This is a genomic window from Nostoc sp. NMS2 (genome assembly GCF_017115105.1).
Taxonomy (GTDB): Bacteria; Cyanobacteriota; Cyanobacteriia; order Cyanobacteriales; family Nostocaceae; genus Nostoc.
Genome location: NZ_JABXKH010000030.1, coordinates 19,287 through 41,122 on the forward strand (window position 1 = coordinate 19,287; position 21,836 = coordinate 41,122).

24 protein-coding genes, 1 tRNA gene and 1 pseudogene are annotated in these 21,836 nt (G+C 41.6%); 12 read left to right on the forward strand and 14 right to left on the reverse strand.

What is annotated here, in order from left to right; genetic code table 11:
- The first annotated feature begins 335 nt into the window (after positions 1 to 335).
- The 5 genes from HWQ36_RS02795 to HWQ36_RS02815 all read left to right on the forward strand — a co-directional run bounded on the left by HWQ36_RS02795 (position 336) and on the right by HWQ36_RS02815 (position 2,866).
- Complete coding sequence (locus tag HWQ36_RS02795; RefSeq protein WP_292697872.1) at positions 336 to 1,124, forward strand: Uma2 family endonuclease; 789 nt, start codon at positions 336 to 338, stop codon at positions 1,122 to 1,124.
- 159 nt (positions 1,125 to 1,283) lie between these two features.
- A complete protein-coding gene (locus tag HWQ36_RS02800; protein ID WP_292697875.1) occupies positions 1,284 to 1,514 on the forward strand; it encodes a DUF433 domain-containing protein in 231 nt (76 codons plus the stop codon).
- Complete coding sequence (locus tag HWQ36_RS02805; RefSeq protein WP_292697877.1) at positions 1,511 to 1,864, forward strand: DUF5615 family PIN-like protein; 354 nt, start codon at positions 1,511 to 1,513, stop codon at positions 1,862 to 1,864. The genes HWQ36_RS02800 and HWQ36_RS02805 overlap by 4 nt, the downstream gene beginning before the upstream one ends.
- 191 nt (positions 1,865 to 2,055) lie before the next feature.
- Positions 2,056 to 2,214 carry a hypothetical protein gene (locus HWQ36_RS02810; protein ID WP_292697879.1) on the forward strand — a complete coding sequence of 53 codons (159 nt, stop codon included), beginning with the start codon at positions 2,056 to 2,058 and terminating at the stop codon, positions 2,212 to 2,214.
- 28 nt (positions 2,215 to 2,242) lie between these two features.
- Positions 2,243 to 2,866: a Uma2 family endonuclease gene (locus HWQ36_RS02815; protein WP_292697881.1), complete on the forward strand. Its 624-nt coding sequence runs from the start codon at positions 2,243 to 2,245 to the stop codon at positions 2,864 to 2,866.
- Positions 2,867 to 3,218: 352 nt separating this feature from the next.
- On the opposite strand, the gene HWQ36_RS02820 is transcribed toward HWQ36_RS02815, so the two are convergent.
- Positions 3,219 to 3,545: an XRE family transcriptional regulator gene (locus tag HWQ36_RS02820; RefSeq protein ID WP_292697883.1), complete on the reverse strand. Its 327-nt coding sequence runs from the start codon at positions 3,543 to 3,545 to the stop codon at positions 3,219 to 3,221.
- Positions 3,542 to 3,916, reverse strand: a complete 375-nt coding sequence (locus HWQ36_RS02825; protein ID WP_292697885.1) for a type II toxin-antitoxin system RelE/ParE family toxin — start codon at positions 3,914 to 3,916, stop codon at positions 3,542 to 3,544. The genes HWQ36_RS02820 and HWQ36_RS02825 overlap by 4 nt, the downstream gene beginning before the upstream one ends.
- 431 nt (positions 3,917 to 4,347) lie before the next feature.
- On the opposite strand from HWQ36_RS02825, the gene HWQ36_RS02830 reads away from it, so the two are divergent.
- Positions 4,348 to 4,617: a hypothetical protein gene (locus HWQ36_RS02830; protein ID WP_292697887.1), complete on the forward strand. Its 270-nt coding sequence runs from the start codon at positions 4,348 to 4,350 to the stop codon at positions 4,615 to 4,617.
- Entirely contained in the window at positions 4,617 to 4,985 is a 369-nt protein-coding gene (locus HWQ36_RS02835; protein WP_292697888.1) for a clan AA aspartic protease, read from the forward strand. The genes HWQ36_RS02830 and HWQ36_RS02835 overlap by 1 nt, the downstream gene beginning before the upstream one ends.
- 51 nt (positions 4,986 to 5,036) lie before the next feature.
- Here HWQ36_RS02835 and HWQ36_RS02840 read toward each other — a convergent pair.
- Positions 5,037 to 5,110: transfer RNA gene (locus HWQ36_RS02840), tRNA-Arg, on the reverse strand.
- Between the two features lie 33 nt (positions 5,111 to 5,143).
- Positions 5,144 to 6,265 carry a tocopherol cyclase family protein gene (locus HWQ36_RS02845; protein WP_292697890.1) on the reverse strand — a complete coding sequence of 374 codons (1,122 nt, stop codon included), beginning with the start codon at positions 6,263 to 6,265 and terminating at the stop codon, positions 5,144 to 5,146.
- Between the two features lie 30 nt (positions 6,266 to 6,295).
- Here HWQ36_RS02845 and HWQ36_RS02850 point away from each other — a divergent pair, with 30 nt between their 5' ends.
- The gene (locus HWQ36_RS02850; RefSeq protein ID WP_292697892.1) at positions 6,296 to 6,907 is read left to right on the forward strand and encodes a DnaJ domain-containing protein; all 612 of its coding nucleotides are present in this window, start codon (positions 6,296 to 6,298) and stop codon (positions 6,905 to 6,907) included.
- A 547-nt stretch (positions 6,908 to 7,454) separates the two neighbouring features.
- Positions 7,455 to 8,201 (forward strand): hypothetical protein, encoded by a 747-nt coding sequence (locus HWQ36_RS02855; protein ID WP_292697894.1) that lies wholly within the window; start codon positions 7,455 to 7,457, stop codon positions 8,199 to 8,201.
- A 534-nt stretch (positions 8,202 to 8,735) separates the two neighbouring features.
- On the opposite strand, the gene HWQ36_RS02860 is transcribed toward HWQ36_RS02855, so the two are convergent.
- The 6 genes from HWQ36_RS02860 to HWQ36_RS02885 form a co-directional block, all read right to left on the reverse strand.
- Positions 8,736 to 9,569, reverse strand: coding sequence for a metallophosphoesterase (locus tag HWQ36_RS02860; RefSeq protein WP_292697896.1), 834 nt, complete (start codon positions 9,567 to 9,569; stop codon positions 8,736 to 8,738).
- Positions 9,570 to 10,056: 487 nt separating this feature from the next.
- A complete protein-coding gene (locus HWQ36_RS02865; protein WP_292697897.1) occupies positions 10,057 to 10,887 on the reverse strand; it encodes a metallophosphoesterase in 831 nt (276 codons plus the stop codon).
- Between the two features lie 254 nt (positions 10,888 to 11,141).
- Positions 11,142 to 14,270 (reverse strand): MFS transporter, encoded by a 3,129-nt coding sequence (locus tag HWQ36_RS02870; protein ID WP_292697916.1) that lies wholly within the window; start codon positions 14,268 to 14,270, stop codon positions 11,142 to 11,144.
- 233 nt (positions 14,271 to 14,503) lie between these two features.
- Positions 14,504 to 15,025, reverse strand: a complete 522-nt coding sequence (locus HWQ36_RS02875; protein WP_292697899.1) for a hypothetical protein — start codon at positions 15,023 to 15,025, stop codon at positions 14,504 to 14,506.
- A gap of 66 nt (positions 15,026 to 15,091) precedes the next feature.
- On the reverse strand, positions 15,092 to 15,529 hold the full coding sequence (locus tag HWQ36_RS02880; RefSeq protein ID WP_292697901.1) for a hypothetical protein: 438 nt from the start codon (positions 15,527 to 15,529) through the stop codon (positions 15,092 to 15,094).
- Between the two features lie 376 nt (positions 15,530 to 15,905).
- Positions 15,906 to 16,772, reverse strand: a complete 867-nt coding sequence (locus HWQ36_RS02885; RefSeq protein ID WP_292697903.1) for a DUF2382 domain-containing protein — start codon at positions 16,770 to 16,772, stop codon at positions 15,906 to 15,908.
- Positions 16,773 to 17,663: 891 nt separating this feature from the next.
- On the opposite strand from HWQ36_RS02885, the gene HWQ36_RS02890 reads away from it, so the two are divergent.
- Positions 17,664 to 18,119, forward strand: a complete 456-nt coding sequence (locus tag HWQ36_RS02890) for a CAAD domain-containing protein (RefSeq protein WP_292697905.1) — start codon at positions 17,664 to 17,666, stop codon at positions 18,117 to 18,119.
- A pseudogene (locus HWQ36_RS02895) lies at positions 18,118 to 18,267 on the forward strand (zinc ribbon domain-containing protein); the annotation flags it as partial. The gene HWQ36_RS02890 and the pseudogene HWQ36_RS02895, both read left to right, overlap by 2 nt.
- Before the next feature lies 1 nt (position 18,268).
- Here HWQ36_RS02895 and HWQ36_RS02900 read toward each other — a convergent pair.
- Positions 18,269 to 18,574 carry an ATP-binding protein gene (locus tag HWQ36_RS02900; protein ID WP_366828285.1) on the reverse strand — a complete coding sequence of 102 codons (306 nt, stop codon included), beginning with the start codon at positions 18,572 to 18,574 and terminating at the stop codon, positions 18,269 to 18,271.
- A 114-nt stretch (positions 18,575 to 18,688) separates the two neighbouring features.
- Here HWQ36_RS02900 and HWQ36_RS02905 point away from each other — a divergent pair, with 114 nt between their 5' ends.
- Positions 18,689 to 18,871, forward strand: a complete 183-nt coding sequence (locus HWQ36_RS02905; protein ID WP_292697907.1) for a hypothetical protein — start codon at positions 18,689 to 18,691, stop codon at positions 18,869 to 18,871.
- Positions 18,872 to 19,021: 150 nt separating this feature from the next.
- Here HWQ36_RS02905 and ssuE read toward each other — a convergent pair whose 3' ends face one another.
- The 3 genes from ssuE to ssuD are packed head-to-tail and all read right to left on the reverse strand — an operon-like array spanning position 19,022 to position 21,411.
- Positions 19,022 to 19,588 (reverse strand): NADPH-dependent FMN reductase, encoded by a 567-nt coding sequence (ssuE, locus tag HWQ36_RS02910; RefSeq protein WP_292697910.1) that lies wholly within the window; start codon positions 19,586 to 19,588, stop codon positions 19,022 to 19,024.
- The gene (locus HWQ36_RS02915; protein ID WP_292697912.1) at positions 19,585 to 20,223 is read right to left on the reverse strand and encodes a carbonic anhydrase; all 639 of its coding nucleotides are present in this window, start codon (positions 20,221 to 20,223) and stop codon (positions 19,585 to 19,587) included. Before HWQ36_RS02915 ends, ssuE begins: the two co-directional genes overlap by 4 nt.
- Before the next feature lie 27 nt (positions 20,224 to 20,250).
- Entirely contained in the window at positions 20,251 to 21,411 is a 1,161-nt protein-coding gene (gene ssuD, locus HWQ36_RS02920) for an FMNH2-dependent alkanesulfonate monooxygenase (RefSeq protein WP_292697914.1), read from the reverse strand.
- Between the last annotated feature and the right edge of the window lie 425 nt (positions 21,412 to 21,836).

The window sequence follows — 21,836 nt, forward strand, 5'->3', positions numbered from 1 at the left end:
TGACTATCGAATTTACTTTTTACTTTTGCCTTGTTGTACTAATGTGTTTGCTCGTTCAATTGAATGGCTATTCTGACTTTTCACGTTATGTGGAAAAGTCCACGAAAACCTAACCCCCTAACCCCCTTCCCGTGTCGGGAAGGGGGAAAATTCAAAGTCTCTCTCCTTTTAGGAGAGAGATTTAGAGAGAGGTTTTTCAGATACCGTGAAAAGTCAGAATGGCTATTCAGGTGAAACGAGCCTAACGTTGGCAAAGCGATCGCTATACCCACCGCCAACCCCTTGGTTGGAGCGGTGCTAAGATAAATGAGCCGGTTCACTCGCGCCAAAGTTCAATGACTATTGCCAAACTGTCCGAACTAGGCATTACTCACCTTCCCGACCATACTGAGTTACCAGAGTCGGATGGAAACTTTGTGAAAAATTTTCAAGAGCATCCGCAAAGCATACTTCTAACCGACTCCATTCAAGGTGTACTACAGCAAATTCACCCAGATAAACAGTATTGTATTGGTCAAGATTGTGGCATTTACTGGCGTTTAACCGAACCACCTGAACGCGGTGCCGAAGCACCCGATTGGTTTTACGTCCCGAATGTTGCACCTGTGTTAAATGGTCAGTTTCGACGTTCGTATGTGTTGTGGCAAGAATATGTCGCTCCCCTAATTGTAATGGAATTCGCTTCTGGGGATGGTTCACAAGAAAGAGATAAAACTCCAATTACTGGTAAATTCTGGGTATACGAGCAAGCAATCCGCGTACCTTTTTACGGCATTTACGAGTTTAGCAAAGCTGCGGTTGAGGTTTATCACTTAGTTGATGGTAGGTATAAGCAGATCACCGCTAACGAACGCGGAAACTATGAGATTTCTTTGATGGGTGTCGAATTGGGTATTTGGGAAGGCCAGTATGGAAATACTACAGCGCCTTGGTTGCGTTGGTGGGATGCACAAGGAAATTTATTATTAACTGGTGAGGAAAAATCGCAGTTATTATCACCTCAATTAGAACATGAGCAAGAAAAATCCCAATTATTAACATCCCAATTAGAACAAGAACAGCAAAAAGCCCAGCGTTTAGCAGAACGCTTGAGACAGCTTGGGATAAATCCTGATGAAGTTTAATATCTGATTGGGGATGAATTCAAGAGTGTTATGAGTAGTTCTTAGCTTTATGGAAACAACGCCAATGGCGATCGCGCCTTGTGTTCTGGTAGGTGATTGAGAAGAATTATCAAAGGCGTTATATATTAAATTAATTATCTATCCAAAAAATCCTAATTCATGCAAAAAATCATATCCGATCCAAAAATAATGATGGGTAAACCTGTAATTTCAGGAACTCGTATTACAGTTGAATTAATTCTCGAAAAGCTTGCTGCGGGTGAAACACCTCAGCAAATAATCGAAGCGCATCCGCGACTTAGCGATGAAGGAATTAAAGCAGCTTTGGCATTTGCGGCTCAAGCTTTGCGGTATGATGTGGTTTATCCAACGATTGAGAAAGCTTCTTGAAGTTTTTAGGAGACGAAAATTTAGATTGGCAAATCGTTGAACGTCTGCGGCTGGATGGTCACGAAGTTTTGTATGTTGTGGAAATGGAACCGGGAATTCCTGACGATGAAGTTTTGAACTTGGCTAATAATGAAGGTGCAATTTTATTGACATCAGATAAAGATTTTGGTGAGTTAGTTTTCCGTTTGCGTCGAATTGCGGCAGGTGTGGTGTTAATTCGGTTATTCGGTTTATCTTCAAATGATAGAGCAGAAATTATTGTCAATGCCATTAATGAACACACAGATGAATTATTAGGAGCTTTTACTGTTATTTCATCTAAAAGTATTCGCATTCGTAAAATAATGTGAATTTTAGATGCGATTGGAGATGGAATGAACAGTGTGATCTGTTAAAGGCTTTAAGATAAATCCCAAGGGCGATCGCGCCTTATGTTCTAGTAGGTGATGGAGATTTTGTTCCTATTCAGATCGTTTTGTATCTCCAGCACCTTGGCAAATATACAATTCGCTTCCCATCGCTGTTGATTGAGGGGTGATTTTTGGTTAAGAGCGATGTCTACAGCTGGCTACGCCTACGCACTTACCAAATTTCTGTGCGCCTCTGCATTACCCAACCTCAAGCCGTTGTTTCAAAACTACGGCAGGAAAATCAGCCAGGACTTATAGACAAAGCTGTACATCTTGGTACCATTGAGTGAAGTACCCGTCAGCAAGGGAGCGAGGGCGATGTACGCAACCGTCACACAACCACTGACTTTTGAAGAGTTTCTTGCCTGGGATGATGGTTCAGGCAGAGAGTTTGAGCTATTGGATGGGATTCCCGTGCCATTATCAGAACCAAATGCAAATCATGAGGATTTGATCCAGCGACTGTGTGCTTATTTAGAAAATCACTGCCAAGAAAATGACCTGCCTTACGTGTCGCGCCAGTCCAAGCAGGTTCGGCTCAAGACAGCACCAGGAGTAAAGGAAAAAAGCCGGAAAGCAGATATTGTCATATTTGCAAGAGTTGAATGGCAGAGGATGAAAACTATCTCTAGTTCTGCTGCTGCATATATTCCACCGCCCGGAATCATTGAGGTCGTTAGCAACAACTGGAAGGACGACTATTTGACAAAACTTGCTGAATATGAAGACTTGGGCGTTTTCGAGTACATCATTGTAGACTATGCTGCTTTTGGTGGGATTCGCTTCATTGGCTCTCCTAAGCAGCCAACCATTACAATCTACCAACTTGAAGGTGCAGAGTATTTACCCCCAAAGGTGTTTCGAGGACAGGATCGAATTGATTCTAGATTGTTTCCGAATATTCCCTTAACGGCTGAACAGATTTTTGCAATGAGTCGCTGATTAGCAATGAAGAAATTTATTATAGTCGTCTTCTTGTCACTAGTTTAATGCGCGATCGCCCTTATCATTTAGCCAAGCGATCGCTGGCTTAACTCAATAGACTTTTTGCATAAGTTAAAGTCTCACGCCGTGTGCAACTTTCTCTCAAACCTAACCCCCAACCCCTTCCCTGCAAGGGAAGGGGAGTAAGAATCAAAGCCTCTCAGGAGTGGGGGAGAGGAATGGAAGCGGGGTTTCAATCCTAAGTTGCACATCGCGTGTCTCTGTGTTTGAAATAGAGTTACCTACAAGCTGTTTTTTAATAAATCTTGGTTTGCTCTAAACTCTGATCCAACCTGGCTTCCATCCTCTCCTATAGCGATATAACAGTTTCAACAGATTGGCCCGATGCATGACGAGGGCGAAGATGTAAGGTGATTTCCGTATCAAGCCGCTTGAGGAAAATAAGGAGTTTACCCTCGCCAAAGCGTTGAAACTCTCCTTTCATCAAATGAGATACTTCTGGCTGGGGAATCCCAAGAAGTTCGCTGATTTCGCGCTGTTTCAAGTTGCGTTGAGAAAGGAGGCGCAGTACCTGAATCCCTATCTTGCCCCGCATAAAAAGTTCCGAAGCATCCTCTAAACCAAGATCAGCGAATACGTTGCCACTGCTTTCTTCAAAAACGGCTTCCTGTGTCATTGTTGTTTCTCTCTTGCCACTGCGTCCTTATAGCGTTGTTTAATCAGGTCAACATCAGCCTGTGGGGTTTTAATCCCCTGTTTTGATTTCTTCTGAAAAGCGTGCAGGACATAGATTTTCTCTCCAATCTTTACCGCATAGACTGCCCTGTAACTATCGGTATCGTAGCGTTTGACGATTTCATACACGCCGCTTCCAACCCCTTTAAAAGGTTTGGCATCCATTGGTGTTTCTCCTGCTTGCACCAATTGCAGCGCATAGCCTACTGATGCACGCACATCAACAGGAAATGAGCGGATATTTTTGAGAGAGTCTCCCATCCAAACCAGAGGTCGTAAAGGAATTTCTATAATATCCTCGTCATTGTCCATTTTATATGAAATTTCCTATAAAATAAGTCAGACAATAACATGAAATGTCCCGCGCACAAACGGCGTATCGGGTTATATATTAATCATCTATCCAAATAATCCTAATTCACCAATCACAGGATGCGATGTCTACGACGGGCTATGACGCTCCTGCGTCGCTCATAGCGAAGCTATGCCGTTGGCGCAGCCTCTCGAAGAGAAGGCTTTACGCTACGCTATCGGTGTCGCACTTTTGCATCCGAGTATTCTTTAATGCAGTAGATAATTGGCAAAGCGATCGCTTGCTCCCTATACACAAAGACAAATAAACGCTCTAGAACCTTAGCCTCTCGGCGATGGAGTTTACCTATATTCCCAAATAGAGACTGCTTCGGGCTTTCGATTTTGTTCTAAGATGGAATCAGAAATCGGATACAGAAAAGGTTGCTTCTATGCCTTATCCCAACCTCAGCCGCGAAGAAATTGCTCAACATGGCGAAAAACTTTACCAGCAGAGTATCTGTACCCAAGTCGAAACAACAGAAAATATCGGCAAAATCATTGCAATCAATATCACTACAGGTGATTACGAAATAGATGACGATTTCATTGTGGCTTGTCATCGGCTGCAAGCCAAACAGCCAAACGCAATCATTTGGACAGAGCGAATTGGCTATGATGCTGTTTATGCAGTCGGTGGTACGTTGGTTAGGACAGCATAGTGATACATGGAACAGTTGTTGGGCTTCAGGCAGGTATAAGTATCACTATTTGTCGTTTGGGACGTGCAGAAGTAGAAATTGAATGTGTTGTCGATACAGGATTTGAAGGGTTTTTAACCTTGCCATCTACGGTAGTCACAGACCTGGATTTGCCTTACGTTGCGCCAATCAAAGCGAATCTTGCGGACAATTCTCGTATCATAACCAATGTTCATCAAGCCACTATCTTCTGGAATGGCACAGAATGCGTGATCCCAGTTTTAGCGATGGGTCGTCGTCCCCTAATTGGCACAGCACTGCTTGAAGATTATCATCTCAGCATCGATTTTTGTGAGGGAGGGACAGTGCTGGTAGATGATATCATCTAAAAAAATCCCTATGACCTGCTACTAGCCAAGGTCTTAGGGATTTCTTTTTGACGGGACTGGTGCGGCTCGAACGCACGACCTGACGCTTAGGAGGCGTCCGCTCTATCCAACTGAGCTACAACCCCAACTAGGAAGCATATACGATTATAGCAGTAGTTTTAGCGAGACAGCCAAAAACTATCCCAAGAGCCGCCGCCTACTTCTAAACCACAAAGAAAACTTTCTGCTTTTAGAATTATTTGAGATTTTCTCCCATTGAGTTCTCGTAACTCTAAATTTAACTTTCCTTGCATGGTGTCTCGGCAACAGTATTTTAAACCATCCTCTGTAGGCGCACGCAGAGGTGTACCAGTTAAATCTGTGGTTCCTGTCAATTCAATTTCATAGTTATGGTTAGTAGCTTTCATTTGCCATCTACCCCAAGGCTGAATTTCCCAATCTACTTGGGAATTCCAGGGAACGAATTCATAAAACTTGCCTTGATAGTGCAACCCAATCATCGCTACAGATTCCATCCACCACAGCACACCCCGCCGTCCACCGCCAGCAGTTAAGGCTAAGTCGGGTTCGCCCTCAAAGTAATTACAATTTATCCAAAACCATTTTTGAGGAAAAGCACCACCCCAATTTTTCTCGCCGTAGGCTGGAGCGTTGGTGAATTCGTAGATTTTGCCATTCCAGTCAATTTTTCCACTGGCTAAACCGTGAGCCATTAAAATCTGCCATCCTGGCTCAAAAATCTGCGAGAATGAGAGCCAGCCGGCGGTTGATTGCTGAATGCTATTTTGATTACCCCAACCGTATATCGGTTGAATTTCATACTCCCAACGGCAATAATTATTAGTGGCGCGTTCGCCCTTGGCGTTGGCTTTGCCATCGCTAATAATTCCTTGATTCAAGGTGGCTGTGGCTTGATATCCCTCTTGAACATGATGCTCAAACTCTGCTGGGAGAAGGTACAGAGGAGCAATTTGCAAATCTGTTTTACCCCAATGACCTAGACCTAAAACATCCCGACTACCCCAAAATTTCTTCACATTAGGAAAAGTCCGACATAAATATTCATCATCTGGGCCGAGGACTTGGGCTGCACCACCACTGTGGGGTTTACCGCCGATGGGATCTTCGATGGAGTACATAAAGGCGAATGTTTGCCCCATTTCCGGTAAAGTGACGCGGTAATACCAACCTTCAAAAAAGCGGCGACTACTACCATCCCAGTGATAACCAGAATGTGGCGTTTGGGTTGATTGGAGAAGATTTAGGGGAATAGTTAACATATATCTATAATAGTTGCCGATTTTTTCAGTATGCGCGATGACCTCGATATTAATGATGCTTATGAAATTCTTGGGCTGGAACCCGGTGCATCTCAAGCACAAGTAAAGCGAGCTTACCGTCAACTAGTGAAAATTTGGCATCCCGATCGCTTTTTTGATCAAAAGCAAAAACAGGAAGCTGAGGAAAAAATCAAATTAATTAACGTAGCTTACAATAAGCTCAAATCAGAAAGTCCATCTGAGCCTCCCATTTTTGAAAATCCCTCTTCATCTTCGCCTAAAAATCCTCCAAAAATATCTGTCAATCGTTGGGATGCAGAAACTTTCTATACTTTAGGAGTAGAGAATGCCACGCAAGGAAGATATGAGGATGCGATCGCAGATTTTACCCACGCAATTCGTCTCAATCCTAACTATGTTGACGCATATAAATATCGTGGGCTAGTTTGCTCTCAACTCGGATACGAATATAGAGCCGCTTCCGATTTAAATAAAGCTGCACAAATAGAACAAGGGTTAAAAAATCCTGGTGCTGCACGGAAAATGCGATCGCCTAGATATGTATCAAAGCCTAGACCTCTGGTAGAAAGGTTTTGTGAGCGGATAAAAAGTTTACTGCGGCTAAATCGGCGTTGGAGATGAGAAGCACTATATTTTAAGAAGCTTCAGATAGCGATACCATACCTTGAGTTACTTAATGAGGGACTTTGAAATTCTAGCTCCCCGAATCCCATATATAGGATTCGGGGTTGGGGGATGAGGGCAAATCCTTATTCATTAGAGTTGAACTACAGGTTTCAAGATAGACGTGGTTTATATGGGTAAATTTGCCAGTTTTGCCAAAATTTTTGTAGGCTCTTATTTTGACAAAGGTATTGATAAATATAATCTATTGTTGTTTATGGAAATTTAGATAACTGAAGCAAATTACTAGATTTTTTATCAAGCCATCACCTGACAGTTTAATAACATCCATCTTTGGGATACTCTTTCTGTAGATTAAGTATTAACTTCCTACAGATAGAGCCACTTGCCTAAACTCAGAGGTTATTCTGAGTTTAACCAACAGTTGGGTAGCAAATAAAACTCAATATTTATCAGCAACATAGATTTTTAAGCTCATTAAAACCTCTTGTCATTACAAAATTTTAGTTTTTCAAAATCATATCAAGGAGTGAAATCAACAGCTATGTCTATTCCCAATGAACGCGAAAGTAAAAACACTGAAATTAAGCAAGAATCTTACACTGATACCAATGGTAATATTCACAATGACTTGACGCGAACTACAGAAACAGTCAAGAACAGCACAGCTAATCCCAACTCTTACACTAGCGGTTACGTACAAGGTCGAAATACTGAGCGTAGCTACCAGCAAGCTGATTTAACCGAGCGTGACAATGAGAATGCTAGTCGTGGTTTGCTGTTGGGTATTATTGTTACTTCTCTAGTTAGTTTGATTGTAGCTGGAGTTTGGTACTTCAACCAACGCAATAATGCGGTTGACACTACTGTGCCGGTCTTGGTTCCTGTACCGAGTAATAGTAGTCCAACTCCTCAACCACAAACGAAGATAATCGAAAAAATCAGAGAAGTACCTGTTCCTGTCCCTGTTCCACAACAAGTTACACCTCCATCTGCACCTCGCCAACCGGATATTAACATTACTATTCCACCCCAGCAGCCTGCGGCAGAAAAAGCACCTTCTGTAACTCAGCCAGCCCCGAAAGCAACACAAAGTCCGGCGACGAGTCCAACTAGTAATACTCCTACTTCGCAGAACAAGAGCGGTACTTCTACTAATACCGTCACTCCAGGTACGAAGGGTGATACCTCTAAGACTACTCCACCTCAAGGAGTAGACCAGTCAAATAGTACATCTAATAATGGTTCTTCTACCGCAGATGATGCTACTACTGGCGGTTCTGCTCAATAACGGCTTCTGAACTTCTAGCCCACTTGATAATGCTGGCATTAACACCAACATCTAACAAGTGGGAATATTCTTAAGAAAGATTTCTGAATTGTTGCGAAAAGTTAATGGTACTCAAGTTTGGTAAACGTATCTTGTGGCTAAACAAGCCCAATGTTAGATTAAGAGCAAGGTACAAACAGGTTAAAAGTTAACAAAAACTTTCAAGTTAGAGCCTGTGCCTCCTGCTCTAATATTCTTGCGATCGCTCTTTTGGTTGTGACATCCATTGAATGTGTTTTTCCTTAAGTTTAATAAGTTGTTTTGGAGGTTTAAAAACGCACTGCCAGAAAATGCCTGCCTAGTTGGAATGTTAGGATGTGCAATTCTGAGTATAGCGATCGCGAATACTGTCCACCTTAGTTTGAGTTAGTTACTTCTGAATTCTCTAATCTTCAATAAACCGCCTCAAGCTGCTGATATTTTTATCCATCGTAGCTTCCGGCGGTTTATGCTTTGAGTGTCATTTAATTTAGACTAATTACCAATGACCAATGACTAATGACTAACTAAGGTAATTACAGTCACTTCTGGCGGACAAAATAAACGTCCTGGTTTATAAGTTCCTAAACCTCGATTGACATATAGTTGATTTTCTTGCACCTTGTGAAACCCTTGGGCCCACTCCCAATATCGCACGACTTTAGAACAGTCTCCTAGTAAAAATGTTACCCAACACCGTAATTTTTTGGGAATTCGTTTGAGTAGCTTTTTATAATGGAATACTAGAGGCCCAATGCCCGGAATTACGATGTGACCACCGTGAGTATGACCAGATAATTGCAAATCTACACGCCATTGTTGCAGTATCTTGGCTGTATCTGGGTTATGGGATAAAACGATGCGGGGTGTAACGGAATCTAGTTGATTCATAACTGGTGCAGGGTAAAATTCCCGTGACCAATAATCAGCTAGTCCTACCAATGGTAATTCTTTTCCTAGTGGATAGGCGATTTCATTCCAAAGTACATGCACCCCAATGCTAGTTAAAGCCTGTGTAACTTCTGCTTTTGAATGACTGTAATAGATATCGTGATTACCCAGTACAGCGTAGATACCACAGCGACTTTGTAGATGTTTGAGTCGATGCACCAATTGGTGAATCGGTGTCGGATCATCAGTTACGTAGTCACCAGTTAATAGAATTAAATCCGGTTCAGCTTCGTTAGTAAGTGCGATCGCTTTTTCTAGCATATCTTCCGACAGCCGTAAACCATCGTAGTGAAAATCTGACAACTGCACTAGCGTTGTACCTTGTAAAGATGCTGGAAGTTCCGCAATCTTAACCGTGATTTTATCTACTCTTAAATGTCCCGTAAACAACCAATGCATAAGGCAACCGATACTCCTCATACCAGCGCTTACAGCTTACCAAAATAAAAATGTAACTTGAGAAACTGCAATAATTTATGTCATCAGCTCCAAATATAGCGATCCGCTTTGATTATTGTTCGCGCAGCGTGGCGTAGCCATACTGACTTGCGTAGGCTGGGAATAGGGAATAGGGAATAGGGAGTAGGAAATAAGCCTTTTTGATTGGTACTTAATTTGTTCAAAAATCAAATAGGAGTCCTATATAATGCAATACAGTTCAGTTAAGCCTCTCTTTCTTCTCTCTGCGTTCTCTGCGTCTTGGCGGTTCGTTAAAAAATTGACTTTGGAACCAGAGTTTTAGCCTTAACCCAAGCGTATTGCTATATAATGAGCTAGTTAACTTAAATTCTCAAGATAAACCGAGAATACCTTGTCGTAATTTGCAGTGTTTATTCACCCTAATACTTACTGTGATTGCATTCTTCAATTTTGAAATTTGAATTACTTACCCACCTTCTAGGGTGATTATAGTAACTTCTGGGCGGCAAAATAAGCGTCCTGGGAGGTAAGTTCCTAAACCACGATTGACATATAGCTGATTTTTTCCTATTCGATGGAAACCCTGTGCCCATTCCCAATGGTTGACTACAGAAACATTTGCTTCTAAAAATGGCACTCGACGGCGCACTTTTAGGGGTATTTTTTTTGCAATCTTGCTGTAAACCAACGCCGCCGGGCCAAGTCCGGGAATCACGATTTGACCACCGTGAGTATGACCAGATAATTGTAAATCAACTCGCCATGCTTGCAGTATCTCCGCAGTATCTGGGTTATGGGATAATACGATGCAGGGTGTGTCGGGGCTTAGTTGATTCATAACTGGTACAGGATTGAATTCCCGTGACCAACTATCCGCCAGTCCAACAAGTGGCAATTCTTTTCCTAGCGGATAGGCAATTTCGTTCCAAAGGACGTGAATTCCAATGCTAGTAAGGGCATCTGTAACTTCTGATTTTGCCTGTTTGTAATGTATATCATGATTGCCAAGAGACGCATATATACCACTGCGACTTTGCAAATGTTTGAGTCGAAGTATCAGTTGGTGAATCGGTGTTGGATCGTCAGTTACGTAGTCACCAGTTAATAAAATTAAATCTGGTTTAGCTTCATTAGTAACTGCGATCGCTTTTTCTAGCATTTCTTCCGACAGCCGCAAACCATCGTAGTGAAAATCTGACAACTGCACCAGCTTCTTACCTTGTAACGATGCAGGCAACCCTACAATCTTAACCGTCAATTCTTCTGTACTCAACGGCCCAGATAATAACCAATGCATAAGACGTTCAATAAACTCTAATCATAGCGCTTACAGCTTAACGAAACATCATCGTTTTGTGTGTAGCGACCAGTGCAACTTATTGAAAATTTCATGAAATCTGTAGATTTTAACGTATAATTCTCCAAAGGTAGTGATACCAAATAGGTAAATGATAAATTATTCGATACAGGCGAAAAGTTTAGGTAATTAAACCAAGTATTAAATAAAAAAGCCTCTCTATTGAGAGGCTAAACTATGAAATCCTAGCACATTTAACCAAATAAGTCAAAACCTGATACAGCCAATGCGCCAGCTATAGCTGAAGCCGCCAAAGAAACAAAAGCTGTGTTAAATAACCACCAAGCTGCACCTGAGACGGCTTTTTTGGTTTCAACTGCTTGTTTTTGTGCTTGTTCTTTGATTGCATTGAGGCGTTTTTGAGTTTCTTGCTGGATGCGTTCGGCTCTTTGCAGTACAGTATCCCGTGTGTCTTCGATTTGGTCGATAATCTTATTAGCTTGCGCTTCGGAAATATCTTCACGCGAACTGAGGACAGCAACTAGAGTATCACGGTCGAATTGACCAAGGCGATCGCGTAAAGCCTCAAAACCAGCTTGCGGATCGTCAAATACTTTAGCAAAATCCTGCTGGATACTTTCATAATTGAGTTCAGGACGCTCTAGTGAGTTGAGGTAGTTGCGAATATTCCCCAAAACCCCATCAAGTGCCGATTGCACCTTTTGCTGAATCTGCTGATATTGTTCAACAATCGAGTTCCGCACAGAATCGATTTGATCTACAATGCGGTTAGCTTCTTCTTCTGAAATATCCTCACGTTGAGACAACAAAGCCACAACTGTAGAACGGTCAAATTTAGAAACACGCTCACCTAAAGAAGACACTCCAGCGCGGGGAGAAGACAGCAATAATTGCAAATCGCGTTTGATACTATCCGGGTTAAGTTCGTCCTTATTGGTGTTACGCAGATAGTTTTCCAGATTCGCTTCAAACTCTTGCGCTTTTTGAGTAGCACGGTTTGCCAAGCGTTGCGGTGCTTTGACAATGTTATTGATGGCTTGTTGTGTTGAGTCAATAGTCCGATTGACTTGCTCCTCGCTCAAGTCTCCTCGTTGCGTCAGCAGCTTGACTAAAGTTTCCCTATCCACCTGTGAAAGGCGCTCTCTGAATGCATCAGCACCCTCTTTTGGATCAGCCAGTAACTTTTGCAAGTCTTGTTGAATACCTTCTGGGTTAAGTTCTTCCAGGTTGGTACTCCGCAGATATTCACTAATCGTAGTCGTAGTTTTTTCGTACTGCTGTTTTGCTGTCTCTGCGACTTTTTGCGGTGCTTGCAAAATATTATCCCGGACTGTTAGCAACTGGTCGATAGTTTGGTTTACCTGTTCCTCGCTCAAATCTTGCCGTTGACTAAGTAATTTAACTAAAGTATCACGGTCGAATTGTGATAATCTTCCTGTTAAAGCAGAAAGTCCTGCTTGCGGGTCTTCTAAGAGTGTTCCAAAATCACGCTTAATACCTTCAGGATTAAGTTCTTCTTTGTTGGTATTCCGCAGATATTCTTCTACTCTTTGCCGCAACTCATCAGCTTTTGCTGTGGCTTGCTCTTGCAGTTCTTTTGCCTGATTTAAAACATTATCACGAGTCCGCTCAAATTGACCAACAATATTATTAGCTTCATCATCGCTAATATCTTCACGGTCAGCCAATAGCTTAACTAAAGTATCGCGGTCAATTTCCGAAAATCGCTGACTCAAATCTTCAATACCAGCTTGGGGATCTTCCAGCAATTTGGTCAAGTCCCGCTCAATACCTTCTGGGTTAAGTTCTTCCTTCCCAGATGAACGCAGATAATCTTCTAGGCGGGTGCGAAGATTTTGCGATTTTTCTGTTGTATCTGCCTGCTTGACAGTTTCTAAAACTTCCGTGCGAATGCTTTCCATCTGCTCGGAAATCTCTTTGACTTTTGCTTCACTAATATCTCCCCGTTGCTTCAGCAAGTTAGCGAAATATTCTAAGTTTAATTCCTCCAATTGCCGTCTGACAGTTCCTGGGTTAGCATTCGGGTCAAAGATAACTTCTTTAAATTCATCTTTGATTGTGATGCGGTTAAAGTGCCAAGGGAAAGAACTTAGGATGTATTCTTCTATATCTGCCTTGACAGTATTATTCGGAAGTGCAGGTACTTTTTGAGCCACAGAACTACCAAGCTTACTTGCTTGCTGAGTTGCTTGGTCTTTAAGTTGTTGTAACTGTTGTGTAATTTTCTCGACATCTACTTCCTGAACTTTCCCCGACAACTGTTGTAGTTGTTGAGTAACTTTTTCTACATCTATTCCCGCAAAGTCTATCCGCTTCAACACCGCAGGTAAAGCCACACCTAAGCCGACTTCAATAGCTTGCTTAACTATTCCATTGCCTTGCTTACCATTTCCACCCCCAACTGTCGCCAATTGCTGAATTTTTTCAGCTAATTTTTCAGGTTGCAACTCTTCTGGAGAGGCTTGTTTCAGTAAATTAATTACTTGGTCGGTGGGATTTGATCCTTTAACAACTTGGTTCCAAGCACCTTGCAACTGGTCGGCGATACCATTGATATCTCCTTTAGAAAAGTCTGTGCGAGAGCTAATTAAATCGATAAATGTTTGGCGATTGACATTTTTTAGGAGGTCGCTATCAGCAATAGATTGTAAGTCTCCTTCTTTGAGTAGCTTCTCAAATTGAGAGCGAATTTGTTTAGTATCGAGTTGGGGTAACTGTACAGCAGATAAAGAACTTTGTAATGTATTTTTGATACTATCAGAGTCAAAACCTGATGTAAGTTCTCGACGAACGGCGGCGGTGATTTCTTCAGCTGTAGAAACTATTTGATTTTTAGCAGCATTAGCACCCAAAGCGGCGCTTGCTGTACCCATGATTCCTTGCATACCACTAGTAACAGTACTAGCAACAGAACCAATTAAGGAGCCGACTGCACTTGAACCTAGCCATGCAATGACTGTGAAAAAAGTAGACCAGATGACTACACCGATAATTGCTCCTAAAAGCGTACTCTCAATTAAACTGAGTTTCACTGCTAAAAAGGAAGCACCAAATAAGGCGATGGTTGCAGTAACAAGTATCCAAAGACCAGCAGCTGTTTCAACTTTGCGAATTGTACCACCCAAGCTTTCAGATTCATCAGAATTTGAGCTACCGCCTAAAGCTGAAATTCCTACAGCTACCGAGAAGTTTGTTAATAGTAATTGAAAGGCAAATGCCATCAATACACCAGCAAACAATGCAACGAAAAATTTCGGCCCAGAAAAAACAAGTGATGCTTGTTCTGGGGTTAAAATTTCACTATTTACTGGAATTTGTGCTATTCCTTGAAAACTACACATTTTCAATGCAGTTATTACAAAATCAGACATAGTATTTTCCTCGCTTTGAGCTTTGTTTCCACTCTTTTTTCACAAGCTCTGGCATTCCTAATAAAAGTCGCTTTGGTGTTAAGTTTCTCTTAAAACTGGAATACAAAGAGACGATCGGGACAATTCCCAAAAAGTCCTGCTTTAGGGAATTGTCCTTAATCTTTTGAGCATCCATCTCAGTAATGCATACTTAAAACGATCGCTTATTTATGACCACCAAACCATTTAGCTGCGATCGCTCCTAAAGCTGCTCCTACCATTGGATTACTGAGAAACTTCAGAATAGCTGGCTGTTCAGCCATCACTTCTTGGAAGATATCAGGATGATTGTGATAAGCGAAGGATGCAATTTTGCTCAGATCATCTGCATTCACGTGGTTGGGGTTGTGGGTAGAAAGTCCCAAATCCCGCTCCAGATGGCGCTCGTCTAGATTTCTTTGCTTGAAGTGCTTAAAAAATGAGCGTGCAACATCATCACGTTCATTAGGCTTAATCTGAGCGATCGCTTTCTGCAATTCTGGCTCCATCTGGCTGGGAGGAATGCGATCGTGGTTTAAAGACCGACCAAATAATTGACGACGTTCTTCATGTGATGAGCGTTGAGCAAAATCATCAAAGCTTTGGTAATCCTTGCTTGGGTCAGATGAAACATCATCTAAAGATTCTGTATTACCATGAGCTAAATCATTCATGATTTCGCGTTTATATTTGTCACTGCTACTCATTTGAATTGTCTCCTTTGCTATTTAAATCAACTGAATAAGCCATTGAATTTATGAGAATTGAGTAATTTATTTATACTCAATCTCTTTTGATTGCACATCATACTGACCCGTCAAAATCAGCTTTTTATCTGGTGCGTATACCAAAACTGTCAAGTCTTGATTGGGGAAATTTTTGTGAAAACCTTGGACTAAGGATTTTGTTAACGATCGCACTTCTGTAGGGCGAACTTGAGGTGTAATCACGACACCTAACTTGTTGTTGTCACGGACATAAGCATCCTGGACAATGCCTTTTGCTGTACTAACAACCCAATTGCCAAAATCTTGACCTTGTACGCTGTTACCGCGTTCTAACAAGGCATAGTCTCCACTCCGGCTGATTCCAGGCGGTAATTGAGTTGGTTGTTTAGCTTGAACAGTACCACTACAGGCAGCTGTTGTTGTTAGTACTAATACCAAGACTAAAGCTGTTAAAAACTGACGAAACTGTTGAATCATTTTCAATTGAACCTCCTTATCTAAACTTAATAACGGAATAATTACTAATTAGTAATTAATGAAAAAATCAACTCAATTTATTGATGGAAATAAAAAATATCAGTATCCGCTCAATAAATCGGGGCGAACTACCAGTTCAGGAACGAGTTTACGTCATTTGAGCCTTGTCACTGAGCGGTTACAAATATCATTGCTTTTTCAAAGCAAGCGACTTCTGCGAAGACTATCAATGACTTTTTTGCAACATCAATCTACTTAAAGTATTTTGAGTAGAAGCAGGTAAAAAACCCGCTCCTACTAGCTCAAATTAATTAAAGAGAAAACTCTTAAGAGTTCCTTATTTCCTTTTCCCTTCTTTGATGAGCTTTGTAGTTTAAGTAGGTTAAGCGCGGTCAGTTTTCTTGACTATTGGAGTTCCATCAGTATCAACGTCCAATTCTTCGCGTCGAATGGTTTCTTGAACTTCAACGGTTTCTTTGTCTACAACTTTTTGCACTCTGATTTCTTCCCGTACAAAAGCTTCCTTCTGAACATCTGCAACTTCTTCATAAAGTTCCATGTGTGCTACTTCACCCTCACGGAAGTTAGCTGTCTCAGCAGACACAACTTTACCTGCATCTTTAGGAGTAACTCGCTCAATCACGATTCGCTCTTTTTCTACTGGAACACTAACTCTTGCAGTTTCAGTTTCAACGTGCTTACCAATCGCTACTTCTCCGGTTTTCCGACGCTGTTTGCTAGCAACCAGTCTTTCTCCGTAGAGTTTGAAGGTTTGGTCGTCGTGAGCACTGACATCATATAGATCCGGCTCTTGTGCGTATGTGTAGTTGTTGCGATCGTAAACGGGAGCAGTAAGCGCAGATGTTGCATCCAGCGATGCTGAACTTTCTACAGACGGTGTGCGATATTCTCCGCGCACCCGTTCTTCATAGTCGTAGTCAAGCGCTGTATGCTCATGATATTCAGGTAACTTTTCCGCTTGCTCTCTTGTCATACCAACAACATATACACGGTCTGCTGTAGAGTCAATACGCGATTTACCTATTGGTAGTAACACTTTCTTGCCAAAAATCCAAAAGCCTAAGTCAACAATTAAATAGCGGAATTCTCCTTGCTCGTCTACTACAGCATCACTTACTGTACCAATTTTTTCATCAGTTCCCTGGACATAGATACCCATTCCTTTGATGTCTTTACCAATAGTATTATGATAGTCGGTATCAAACTCACTTATTTTTTGGAGTGGCATTCTTCTATTTCCTAAAACTTTTATTGTTTACTTTATAAAATATACGCAACTCAGTTTTATAAATCTTCTCTCCAAAGATTGAATGTAACATTTTGATGTTTAATCAAAAGTAGTAATTAAATATAGTTGAATAACGAAGAAGTATTGTCTCCAGATGTTCTAGTACTAGAGTACTGCTAATCTGAAAGCGGATTGCAACTAAAAACTTTTATTATTTTTGTGACTATTTTCTAGCCTTTTTGTGACTATTTTCTAGCAATAAATGTAAGGTTTTAAATCAGCCAAATTGATATATATAAGAAACTAAAGCTAATTATATATGTTCATTAATACCTTACATATTAATAAAATTATCCTAGCATTTGTTAATATGGATTGCTTTAGTTGAAACACTTGTCCTATCACTCTTGAGAAAGAGAAACTTATTCCAAGAGATTGATGAAAAGTTAATCTAAAAATGCCTTAATGTTATTAACGCCCTAATAAATCTGTAAATAACTATTTACCCCTGCTGCTAAGGATAAATAATGGTCTTGGGTGTACATCGGTGCGCTGCTAGCGTATTTACTCATTATCACGATGCAGAAGATGCGTTGCAGCTTCTTGGGCGATCGCATCAATCAAGGGGATTATGTAGTTATCATCAATGGCACAGATGATCAGCTCCGTCACGCTGGCTCAATTGTTAGCCGATATAGAATTCAAGAGTGGCAAATTTACGATCAACTTTAATTAGTTCTACAAGTCCTAATTATGCTGATAATATAGCGGTTCCCAGTTGAGTGAGGTACAAAAACCCCACCCCTAACCCCTCCCCGCTCTTTGATAGCAGGGTGGTTTCATAAGTCAAACGATAAAACTGTTCTCATTGCAAAAAATTAGGAGCGAGTTATGGAAACTGAATTACAGCAACAGCAGTATGTAGATGCTGCCTCACAAAACCACATAGAAGCACTTAAAGCTTCAGAGTCTAGAAACCTGCCAATGTTACCACCTGCTTCGCAAAATGAAGAACAATGGCAAAGAATTGGTAGACAAATTTCTATATTTTTGGCAAAACTACCTGAATACATAGGTAGATTCTACCAAGAATACAAACTACCGATTATCGGCTTTGCTTTGCTTGTGATAACGGTTATGGCGCTGAGAATTTTTCTCGCTGTACTGAACGCAATCAATGATATTCCACTAGTTTCTCCAATTCTAGAGTTAATTGGACTTGGTTACACAATTTGGTTTACTTTCCGCTATTTGCTCAAAGATTCCACACGGCAAGAATTAGTAGCAGAAATTCGCTTGCTTCAAAAACAAATTCTAGGCAGACAAGAATCGGAGCCTTTGAGCTAACCACAGGATAGTGGCGAAATCAATATCTGATGTAGGGTGGGGAACATTCACTAACTTTTTAGCCTACAAGTTAGCTCACATTGGTGCAAAGTTAGTTGAGATTGATAGATGGTTCCCCAGTTCTAAGCTCTGTTCTAATTGTTTCTACACTAATGAAAATCTGTTGCTATAACCTCTACATTGGTTGTTACTTCTAATGGCAAAATCACTGTAAATGTGGAACCAACTCCAAGTTGAGAAACAAGGCTGATTTTGCCTTGTAACAGGTTTACCAGTCGCGCAACGATCGCCAATCCCAATCCTGTGCTATCAGAAGGATGCAGTTTGTTGGAGTGATCGGCGCGAGCAAAAGGGTTAAAGATGTGTTTTTGGTCTTCAGAAGCGATGCCAATTCCTGTATCAGTAACTGCGATCGCCCTTTGATTTGTTGATCTTGGGTTACTGCTTCTACCCATTGTTGGGCGATCGCATCAACTTTTTTCGCCAGCGACTCACTAAAATCTTGCATGAATTTAAAAAATTTACTCGATCTGCCAGTTAATTTTTTAAAATCGCTTATAGAATAGGCAATGGGCAACTCTCTAGAAGTAGATATTTACTCTATAAATCGGATTTTTGGCGTTGCTGAATTAAGGGATGATTCAGCAACGCCAAAAAAGGGTTATTCTTCAGGCGATCGCTACTCAATTACCATAAAATTTTTACCGCAGTCTGTAACTTTAACGCTTATAACGAATGATTTCCCAACCTAATAAATTATTAAAAGCAGAGACAGGGTTTGTACCCGTTCCATACTTTGCCTCTTACGAATCGAAAGAAATTTGATTAACTTTTAAAAAAGGTAGCAGATGGGTAGAAATTACCCCTCTGCTACAAGCAAACGGAGGTATAAACTTGATTATTTAATTTGCATGAAGCAATTCTTGAGGCGCGGCGGCATCATAAGCTACAGCTTTAACAAATTCCTTGAGGACATCTTTGAGCCTTTGCTCAATTTCCTCATCTAACAGGACGCTGTTATCAGCTTGTCGTTGAATTTGTTTGTCTACTGCATAAATAGTAGCTAAAATATGCCGCGCTCCTAACTCAGATAATACAGGTTTCAGAGCATATTCAATTGCCAATAAATGAGCAATTGTCCCACCAAGGGCAATTGGCAACACAGGTTTACCTGTAAATGATTTTTGTGGCAGCAAATCTAGAAATGTTTTTAGCACTCCTGTGTAAGCAGCTTTGTAGATTGGGGTGGCAATAATAACACCATCTGCCTTTGCTAATAAAGCTTTTGGCTGTTCTAAAGCAGGACTGTCGTATCGTCCAAAAACTAAATCTTCAGCAGGCAAATCCCGAACTGAAATAATGTCTACATGCAAGCCTTCTTGTTGTAAAAGCTTGGCAGTATATTCAACCAAGCCATAAGTTCTAGATGGATGGGTTGGACTACCTGCGATCGCTAAAATATTTGTCATTCAATTAAACTCCCAATTTCTAAAACAGGTTGAGTATGTTTCGTGGTTGTAGCCTTCATCGCTTCTGCGGTGTTCACCTTCTCACTAAGACGTTTGTAGGGACGGCGTAAACTCATACTCTCCACTTCCCAGATGTAGCCATGAATAACTACATCCTGGGGGATTAAAGCAGAATTACGCAGCAATTCTACCTGCTGTGTGCAGATTTCATCCACATCGGTAAAGGTTTTGATCCATTTGGAAAAAACGCCTTTTGGTAGCTTCAACTCTGGCAAAGCAGGATCGACATTAACTCGATCTACGTCAATACCTTGATTTCGCAATACCTCACTGAGAAAATCTCCTGATGCTGTCATCATGCCACATTCGGTATGATTAATAACGATGATTTCTTTTGTGCCAAAAAACTGTGTAGTTAACATCGCTGACCGAATAGCATCATCCGTAACTAATCCCCCGGCATTACGGAAAATATGAGCATCTCCTTCACCAATTCCTAATGCTTTTTCTATCGGTAATCGCTCATCCATGCACGCTAGCACCCACAAGCGTTTATTGTTAGGTATGCCTAACTGACGACGTAATGCCCACGCTTCTTTTTCTGAGATTTTTTGGTCAATTTGTTGGTGCAACATGGCTGATAATCTTCTAGTTCTTAATTACTAGGATATGGACGTTGCTCTTTGTTGATGCTGTTGCTTAGGGAAATCTTCATTTGCCACAATTTCGCCAAATGGACTTAAGACATGTTGCTTTTCCACTGTTGGCAGATTCTCTAAGGGCAAATGGGGAAATAGAAGTTCCGCAACTCGATAAGCTTCCTCTAAGTGGGGATAGCCGGAGAGAATAAAGGACTCAATACCCAAAGAAGCATATTCCAACATTCTGGCCGCTACGGTTTGGGGATCGCCGACTAAGGCCGTTCCTGCGCCACCCCGCACCAAACCAACTCCTGCCCACAGGTTCGGGCTAATCTCTAATGCCTCACGATTACCGTGGTGTAATTGAGTCATCCGTTGTTGCCCAACTGAGTCCATCCGGGCATAAGCTTTTTGAGCTTTAGCGATCGCTTCGTCATCTACATATTTAATCAAATCATTTGCTGCATCCCAAGCTGCACTTTCGGTTTCGCGCACAATCACATGTAAACGAATCCCAAACCGCAAAGTCCGGCCTTCTGATAAAGCAAGTCTGCGAACTAATGCAATCTTCTCGGCTACTTGCGCCGGTGGTTCACCCCAAGTCAGATAGACATCTACGTGCTTGGCAGCAATTTTTTGAGCAACTGGAGAGGAACCGCCAAACCACAAAGGTGGATATGGCTTTTGAACAGGTGGAAACAGCAATTTCCCATCTTGAATATTAAGATAATCGCCCTGAAGATTGGCTTGTTCTCCACTAGCGATCGCTCGCCATACTGTCAAAAATTCATCTGTTAATTCATAGCGCTGATCGTGATCTAAATGCAAGCCATCTCCCGCCAACTCTACGGGATCGCCTCCGGTCACGACATTAATTAGCAAGCGTCCTCCAGAGAGGCGATCAAAAGTTGCCGCCATCCGCGCCGCTACTCCAGGCGATACCAAGCCGGGACGAATCGCCACCAAAAAACGCATCTGTCGTGTCAGCGATACCAGCGTTGACGCTACAATCCAAGCATCTTCGCAAGAACGTCCCGTGGGCAGTAATGCCCCTGTATAACCAAGGTCATCCACCGCTTGGGCAATCTGCCGCAGATAGGCAAAGCTTACTGCCCGTCCACCTATAGCAGTTGCAAGGTAACGTCCGTCGCCGTGGGTTGGGATGAACCATAGTAGCTGCATGAATCCTGTCCTTTTAAACTACGGTAAAACGATAAAACTACCGTGCTTTATTTATAGATGTAGAGTATCACATATTCTACAAAAGCCCGCAAGAAGTTTTTTCAGAAACTCCGGTATTCCTATCAAACCAATGTATATTAAGTCGGTTGGCGCAATTAAAGCTAACTGGCAAGGGCTGTCATTTGTCCTTGGTCACTTGTACTGAGCGACTTGTGCCGAGCGAAGCCGAGGTAAGCCGAAGTATTGGTCATTAGTAAGGATTTTAAGTTTTTTACGTTTCATAACATAATTTGGTTTATTCCTACCAACTTATTTAAGCGGTGTTCGCTAAGATAGCGATCGCAAAGATTGGGAATTGGGCACTTGTACTGAGCGACTTGTGCCGAGCGAAGTCGAGGTAAGTCGAAGTATTGGGCATGGGGCAT

Coding starts and splice junctions, on each gene's coding strand:
- HWQ36_RS02845 (WP_292697890.1), bottom strand. CDS start 6,265: ATGTTAACTATTCCCCTAAATCTTCTCCAATCAACCCAAACGCCACAT.
- HWQ36_RS02885 (WP_292697903.1), bottom strand. CDS start 16,772: ATGCCACTCCAAAAAATAAGTGAGTTTGATACCGACTATCATAATACT.
- HWQ36_RS02860 (WP_292697896.1), bottom strand. CDS start 9,569: ATGCATTGGTTGTTTACGGGACATTTAAGAGTAGATAAAATCACGGTT.
- HWQ36_RS02850 (WP_292697892.1), top strand. CDS start 6,296: ATGCGCGATGACCTCGATATTAATGATGCTTATGAAATTCTTGGGCTG.
- HWQ36_RS02875 (WP_292697899.1), bottom strand. CDS start 15,025: ATGAGTAGCAGTGACAAATATAAACGCGAAATCATGAATGATTTAGCT.
- HWQ36_RS02905 (WP_292697907.1), top strand. CDS start 18,689: ATGGGCAACTCTCTAGAAGTAGATATTTACTCTATAAATCGGATTTTT.
- HWQ36_RS02855 (WP_292697894.1), top strand. CDS start 7,455: ATGTCTATTCCCAATGAACGCGAAAGTAAAAACACTGAAATTAAGCAA.
- HWQ36_RS02825 (WP_292697885.1), bottom strand. CDS start 3,916: ATGGACAATGACGAGGATATTATAGAAATTCCTTTACGACCTCTGGTT.
- HWQ36_RS02870 (WP_292697916.1), bottom strand. CDS start 14,270: ATGTGTAGTTTTCAAGGAATAGCACAAATTCCAGTAAATAGTGAAATT.
- HWQ36_RS02795 (WP_292697872.1), top strand. CDS start 336: ATGACTATTGCCAAACTGTCCGAACTAGGCATTACTCACCTTCCCGAC.
- HWQ36_RS02830 (WP_292697887.1), top strand. CDS start 4,348: ATGCCTTATCCCAACCTCAGCCGCGAAGAAATTGCTCAACATGGCGAA.
- ssuE (WP_292697910.1), bottom strand. CDS start 19,588: ATGACAAATATTTTAGCGATCGCAGGTAGTCCAACCCATCCATCTAGA.
- HWQ36_RS02800 (WP_292697875.1), top strand. CDS start 1,284: ATGCAAAAAATCATATCCGATCCAAAAATAATGATGGGTAAACCTGTA.
- HWQ36_RS02865 (WP_292697897.1), bottom strand. CDS start 10,887: ATGCATTGGTTATTATCTGGGCCGTTGAGTACAGAAGAATTGACGGTT.
- HWQ36_RS02820 (WP_292697883.1), bottom strand. CDS start 3,545: ATGACACAGGAAGCCGTTTTTGAAGAAAGCAGTGGCAACGTATTCGCT.
- HWQ36_RS02890 (WP_292697905.1), top strand. CDS start 17,664: ATGGAAACTGAATTACAGCAACAGCAGTATGTAGATGCTGCCTCACAA.
- ssuD (WP_292697914.1), bottom strand. CDS start 21,411: ATGCAGCTACTATGGTTCATCCCAACCCACGGCGACGGACGTTACCTT.
- HWQ36_RS02915 (WP_292697912.1), bottom strand. CDS start 20,223: ATGTTGCACCAACAAATTGACCAAAAAATCTCAGAAAAAGAAGCGTGG.
- HWQ36_RS02815 (WP_292697881.1), top strand. CDS start 2,243: ATGTACGCAACCGTCACACAACCACTGACTTTTGAAGAGTTTCTTGCC.
- HWQ36_RS02900 (WP_366828285.1), bottom strand. CDS start 18,574: ATGGGTAGAAGCAGTAACCCAAGATCAACAAATCAAAGGGCGATCGCA.